Here is a 6,124-nt window from a genome sequence, read left to right as displayed (position 1 = left end):
GACTTATCCGTCAGTACATCTTTAACGACAACTTTTTCGACACCAAGTTCTCTGCTCAGTTCCGAACCAAACGAGACCATCTTGCGGCGGTAAGGAGCACCACCCGGTTCCTGAGCGACAGAATCAGCATTGGCAATATTTTCAGAAATAATGCGAAGCCGCGTCCCCTGCGCTCTCATGCCAGAGGCAGAAACCTGCATTGATTTATAAAGATCGGACATTGCTTACTTTCCTAAAAATTCACCAAACAACTGATGCCAAATACAACCCGGCGACTTATGGCCCTTTGAGAACCATCTTGTACATCTCTTGATGCTTTTTATAAAGACGCACCATGCCTTGATAATCCAATTGTGTTTGAGACATTTTGATCATTTGCTCTTCAAGAATAACCGCATTACCCGCGGGAGCTGTCTCATAAATATCTTTCGCTTTGTTAGCGCGGGCCTGATCACCTTTGAGTGGATTGCTTGATAAATGTCCTTCATGACTGGATCGTTGTGCCATCACAGGGGCCGATCGACTAACCAATGACTTAAAATGGTTATCTTTTAAATCCAAAGGGACATAGTTCAGAGTATCCGAATTCGCGATATTCTTGGAGATCACAGCCTGTCGCTGTGTCAGCCAATCCATCTTTCTGGCTAGAACATCCGTAATTTTCAGCTTATCAGCCAACGTCGGCTCTCCTCATAAACGATAAGGTCCACAACCCTCGGAATAATACGCTTACTGACTTAATAACCTGTTAACGAATTTCCGATCCAGCAAAAAATAACATAAAAATGGAACTTTGGCTCGACCTATTTAAAAAATACACGTATAAACTTAACAATAGAACAAGTAGTTATAAAAACAACATAAGTCAGCATTTGGCAAATAAGGGACAGGGAGTCCGACGTCCGCGATGTTATACCTTACACGGAAAATTGGTGAATCTGTCATCATCAACAACGACATTGAAGTCAAAGTTGTTGATATCCGTGGGAAATCGGTAAAAATTGGCTTCACCTTCCCCGAAGATGCCACCGTTCTTAGACAAGAACTTCACGAACGAATTCAAGAAGAAAACAAAGCGGCTGTCGCTGGATCTCTGGATATGCTTGGCATTGATCTGACAGTTGAAGATGAATAATCTCTGATCGTCCCTATTTAGATTTACCCCTATTTAGATTTACACTGTACCTTCCCCCTCATAACCTTTCATTAAGTATAAAGGGGCAAACTAATAATGAATTTTCTGATTTTATTAGAGAAAACAGGATGAGTGTAATTAACGAAGATCAACAGAAAAAACTCCCCCCTTCGTTTTCTACCACGCAAAACGAGCCCCCCTCTGATAAGGAAGAGGCAGAAACCCCACAACTATCTATCGCCGTTAAACGAAATATAGCAGGCCAAACAAAGGTTATTGCAAAAGGTTCAGGCGAAGTTGCCGAACAAATTCTGCAGATAGCCTTTGAACAAGGTGTAAAGGTAAGAACAGATTCAGATCTGGCCCAAATCCTCGCTAACGTTGAATTGGAAAGTGAAATTCCCTTAGAAGCACTAACGGCAGTAGCCACAATCCTAAACTATGTTTATGATGAACAGAAACAACCTCTTGATGAAACACCAAAACAGTCATGACAACGTTTGATGAACTTCGGGAACAGATCACACATCTTTCCCAGCAAATCGCCCTAGCCAATTCAACGATTAAGTCTGGTAACGACTTTGACGTTACTGATTTGCCCAAAGTTACCGATTTTTTGTGCCAGGAACTACAACAACTTCCTCCAGCAGAACGGTCAAAGTTATCCCCGAAGTTACTAGCCTTAATTGAAGAGCTCGATAACCTTACGATTACAATCAATAGTAATTTGGATAAGGTGCGCGTAGAGATAAAAGAAACAACCAGCCATAACAAAGCGGCCCGTGCGTATACCAGCGCAAACCAGCCAGGAAAAAAATAATTCAATGGATTATGGTAATTATTTTCAGTTCTTTTTAAGCCTGATATTTATCATCGGTCTAATATTTGCGTTTTCAATTATTGCAAAGAAATTAGGCTTGGGTCATGGCCCTGCGATAACAGGGAATAAACAAAAACGTATTCAAATCACAGAAGTTAAACCGTTGGATGCCAAAAGAAAAATTGTGCTAATCCAATGCGATAACAAAGAGCATCTTGTCTTGGTTGGCGGCACAAATGACCTCCTGCTTGATACCGTTCCTCACAACATTTCTCTGGATCAAATAGATAAAACAAAAGCCCCTAAAGGCGCTGAAAAAATGAATGAAAGTTCAGGGGTATGACAAAAATTATTAACCCTAAAATTACTGTAATTGCAGCGTTAACAGCTGGTATTTCATTCATTCCGGATCAAAGCTGGGCACAGGCACTCACCCTTGATTTGAATAATGAAATACTTGGTTCAGGAAGCGGCCGTATAATACAGATGCTGGCGCTACTTACCATCCTAAGCCTTGCCCCAGCCATTCTGATGATGGTCACGTCTTTTACCAGAATTATTGTCGTTCTATCATTTATCCGAACCGCAATGGGTATTCAACAGGCACCGCCCAACACTGTCTTAATCAGCTTAGCATTATTTCTCACTGCGTTCATCATGACGCCAACAATGGAAAAAGTTTATCAGGACGCGATAAAACCTCTTGTAGATGAAGAAATAACCGAAATTGAGGCATGGGATAGAGGCACGGGACCTATCCGGAACTTTATGCTACAGCACGTTAGAGAAAAAGACCTTCGACTATTCCTTGATCTTGCTGAAACCGGAGAGGTAGCCGAACCATCCGCAACCCCACTTCGTGCGCTCATACCTGCCTTTATGATCAGTGAATTAAGAAGAGCTTTCGAAATTGGTTTTTTAATCTTCCTCCCCTTTTTGATCATCGACATGGTTGTTGCATCTGTTTTGATGTCGATGGGTATGATGATGTTGCCACCAATTATGCTTTCTTTACCCTTTAAGCTGATTTTCTTTGTGATGGTTGATGGTTGGTATTTAATTGCCGGAAGCTTGGTTCGAAGCTTCGGATAGCTATAAGAGTAGTATTAACAACGCCCTTGATTGCCAATATCTAACACCAATCCCTAATTGATTTCACTTAGGGGCGTTGACTTGAGCTTGCTTCGGTACTGATCCATAAAAGCCTGAACCTGAGAGATTTGCTTTAACTCTTCAGCAATTGACGTCACAGATCCCGAATTCAAACTGTTTGTCAAAAGTTTGAATGTATCGCTATGCGGACCTTTACTCATAATAGAGCTATAACTATCCCTTAGGAGCTTGAGACCCTCGTTATCTTCGGAAAGCGTTTGCGCAATAGCGAGATTGATCACAGCTTGGCTTTCCTTGTCATTCAAAATTCGGTCCGCCGGCGGAGACGCAGGAATTAATTTACCAAGAATTTTTCCAGCCTCTTCCCACTTTCGCTGTTTCCACAAAATGTCGGCTTTCAAGCGCAACGCATCAAGGCTTTGATCTTCCGCGAGTAAATTCAAAGCTTCTTCTTCTTTTGACAGCTCTGCCAAAGCCCTTGCCCTTAAATGTAATCTTTGCTGGGTCAAATCATCAGATATTTTATCGCCTTCGGTTTTATCCAGAGCAGCAAGACTCTCTTCAGCACTTTTTTCCAACAACCGAATTAAGGCCAAACGACTTCCAACACGGGCTTTCTCTTCACCCTCTAATCGGAAATCCACCTGTTCTTCCAGCAAATTACCCGCTTGTTCAAGTAAATCAACATCAACAAGACGGTCCGCTAGCTTGGTAATCATGGTATCCCCTTTATCACCAAGCGGCGTTAGCTCCTTGAACTCTTCATACAGCGCAATAGAGGACAACGGCGGTATTCTCTTTCCGCCATCGTCTATATACATTCCCTCAAAAATTTCCTGCATCCGTTTCGCGATTTTATCCGCCCGTTCTGAATGGGGAAAATATGAAGCTGCTTGACGAAGAGAATGTAAGCTTTTGCGGAAATCTAATTCATCAGCATAGCGGTCCCCCAACTCACTAAGAATGGCAAACTCGAACTTATCACCTCGCCAAGCAAATCTGAGTTGTTCAAGCTGTTCAATACCTTCTTCTTGAGTGATCGTTCCCTCATCTATGCCAAGCTTTGTAAGCGCATGCCGCGCTCGGGCACTTGTCGGGCGATGCCTGTTATATTTCAAACTTTTCCAGATTGTGCGTGCCTCTTCCGGGAAACCGTCCTGAAGTTGCCTCTGACCTTCGAGAAAATCTGCCTGAGCTTTTTCAAAATCGGTTGGTTCACCTGATAGTACCTTGCCAATAAGTAAACTTGCACTTCCTGTATCTCCGACATGCAGCTTTGAGTCTGCTGCAAGCAAGTAGAGCTTATTCCTTATATTTTGCGGGAAGTCGTCTATCAGTGTCTCAGTTTCTGAAAAACCAATCGCCGCAGGTCCCCAATCTTGACCCGATGCCGCAAGCGCTGCCTGCCATATGTTAGCCTCCCATTCCCCAGCCAGTACTGGGCTAGAGAGTGTCTTCTGGGCCTCGGCAAATTTGTCGCTCAGAAACTGTGTTGCCCCCAACAACAGTTGATAGGACGGATCATCACTTAATCGACGGTTTTCCTGCCCAATAAGACGAAGCATGCCTGCAGCTTCGGCAACCCGCCCATGTGAAAAAAAGAACCGAGCCAAGTCCAAACGCGCTAACCCCTGCTGCATACCCGTCGTTTCAACGACAGCACGTTGCAGTTCTTGTAAGTTTTTTAAATAATCGTCCTCACTGCCCAATCGGTCTGCTTCCAAATTTAACATCTTTACAGGTGCGACAGGTGTGATCGTCCCGCTACGGGGAAGAGACCGGGCCGTTTCATCCGAAACGATCAATTGATCACGGCTACGGACGACAACAGCACGAGGTGTCAGGGCAACAACCAAGCCCTCTGCAGTCGGTTGCAACACCACCCCTTGATAAGAAGGTAAAGACCTGAATTGTGGAAACTCGTCAATATCAGATGATCCAAGGTTAGGCTCGCCAATAGGGGCAACGATTAACCTATCGCCGAGTTCGGGGTGAGAAAGCGATAACAAACGGCTGACAGACTTAACTAAAAAGCGAACCTCGGGTCCATCCTCTCCCTCACCTAAGACATTCGAAATGGCCTGTACCGGCAGAGAAGACCTTCGACGAATATCAATCGTCCAGGTATTATCCTGCTTACTTAGTCTAGGAACTTGTGTTGCTGGTGCCGTTAATCGAACAACTGTAGCTCCTGCTACGGGCTGTGTATCAACCGGGGCAAAATGCGGTACCATCGCCTCAATAGCTTCGGCAAGGTTATCAGGGCCCTCCCGATCAAAAACAAGCCATAGATGCTCTCCACGACGAAAAACAACCGCGCCAGTTTCTTCTTTCCAATTAAAGTTTAAAATTGTTGGCGGCAACAGATCTGCCGATCGCCCCGGGGGAGGAACAAGATGTGGAATTTCTATAGGTTCTGTAAGAGTTACCAAATCTTGTTCTATTGAATTGCCTGCATTTGGATCATCCGTCTCTGTACCATCCACCAATTTAAAATCAGATAATTTTACAGGGCCATTATTTCCCTGAGGTTTTGAGAGCCGCTTTTTTGTATTGCCCTCAAGCAAATTACGCCCCTCTTCTGGAGGGGTAGCATTTTCTGAAAGAAGCGTATTTTCACCATCATTATTGGCTTTAACTTCGGCATTGTCTTTGGAAGCGTCTTCTGAAGTTATTTGCGTATCTGATAGAGGTTTTTCGACCTCATCATTTGCTACATTAGAGTTTACGGGTTTAGGTAGAAGTGACAAAGGCCCCGGCCCTGCTAACTCTTCTAATTTCGGAAGAGAAGCTGATGGTTCTGCTGACGTTGTCTCAGCATTTTTTTGTTCTGACCTTACCGTGTCCGTATTTTCGTTTTTATTGCTTTCATCCCCTGGCACCTTTTTGTTCTCGGCGGATGCTGTTTGCTCTTTTGCCGGATCAGATTTTGTTTTTTCAGCAGATGACGCACTTTTCTTTACAGAGCCAGGCTTAACGTCAATAACAGACTTTGATCCGACATTAAAAATACGGGCTTGCGCCTCTGGAACAAGGCCAAATTCAACAGTTAGCTT

8 protein-coding genes are annotated in these 6,124 nt (G+C 43.9%); 5 read left to right on the top strand and 3 right to left on the bottom strand.

Annotated elements, in window-relative coordinates; genetic code table 11:
* Together Q0241_RS18085 and Q0241_RS18080 are read right to left on the bottom strand one after the other, a co-directional pair.
* Positions 1 to 221: flagellar basal body protein (locus tag Q0241_RS18085; protein WP_299380327.1), on the bottom strand; the 221-nt coding region annotated here is incomplete at its 3' end.
* A 55-nt stretch (positions 222 to 276) separates the two neighbouring features.
* Positions 277 to 678: a flagellar basal body rod protein FlgB gene (locus tag Q0241_RS18080; RefSeq protein ID WP_299380325.1), complete on the bottom strand. Its 402-nt coding sequence runs from the start codon at positions 676 to 678 to the stop codon at positions 277 to 279.
* Between the two features lie 229 nt (positions 679 to 907).
* On the opposite strand from Q0241_RS18080, the gene csrA reads away from it, so the two are divergent.
* The 5 genes from csrA (at position 908) to fliP (ending at position 3,047) form a co-directional block, all read left to right on the top strand.
* The gene (gene csrA, locus Q0241_RS18075; RefSeq protein WP_299380322.1) at positions 908 to 1,135 is read left to right on the top strand and encodes a carbon storage regulator CsrA; all 228 of its coding nucleotides are present in this window, start codon (positions 908 to 910) and stop codon (positions 1,133 to 1,135) included.
* A 128-nt stretch (positions 1,136 to 1,263) separates the two neighbouring features.
* Entirely contained in the window at positions 1,264 to 1,629 is a 366-nt protein-coding gene (locus Q0241_RS18070) for an EscU/YscU/HrcU family type III secretion system export apparatus switch protein (RefSeq protein ID WP_299380318.1), read from the top strand.
* A complete protein-coding gene (locus tag Q0241_RS18065; RefSeq protein WP_299380316.1) occupies positions 1,626 to 1,955 on the top strand; it encodes a hypothetical protein in 330 nt (109 codons plus the stop codon). Before Q0241_RS18070 ends, Q0241_RS18065 begins: the two co-directional genes overlap by 4 nt.
* A 4-nt stretch (positions 1,956 to 1,959) precedes the next feature.
* Complete coding sequence (locus Q0241_RS18060) at positions 1,960 to 2,298, top strand: flagellar biosynthetic protein FliO (RefSeq protein WP_299380314.1); 339 nt, start codon at positions 1,960 to 1,962, stop codon at positions 2,296 to 2,298.
* Positions 2,295 to 3,047, top strand: a complete 753-nt coding sequence (gene fliP, locus Q0241_RS18055; protein WP_299380311.1) for a flagellar type III secretion system pore protein FliP — start codon at positions 2,295 to 2,297, stop codon at positions 3,045 to 3,047. The genes Q0241_RS18060 and fliP overlap by 4 nt, the downstream gene beginning before the upstream one ends.
* Before the next feature lie 53 nt (positions 3,048 to 3,100).
* Here the strand turns inward: fliP and Q0241_RS18050 are convergent.
* On the bottom strand, positions 3,101 to 6,124 hold a 3,024-nt coding region (locus Q0241_RS18050; protein ID WP_299380308.1), incomplete at its 5' end, for a hypothetical protein.

Origin of the sequence: uncultured Kiloniella sp. (genome assembly GCF_937128705.1) — a bacterium.
Taxonomy (GTDB): Bacteria; Pseudomonadota; Alphaproteobacteria; order Kiloniellales; family Kiloniellaceae; genus Kiloniella.
Note: the sequence above shows the minus strand (reverse complement) of the source record. Positions and strands in the feature narration are given on the sequence as shown.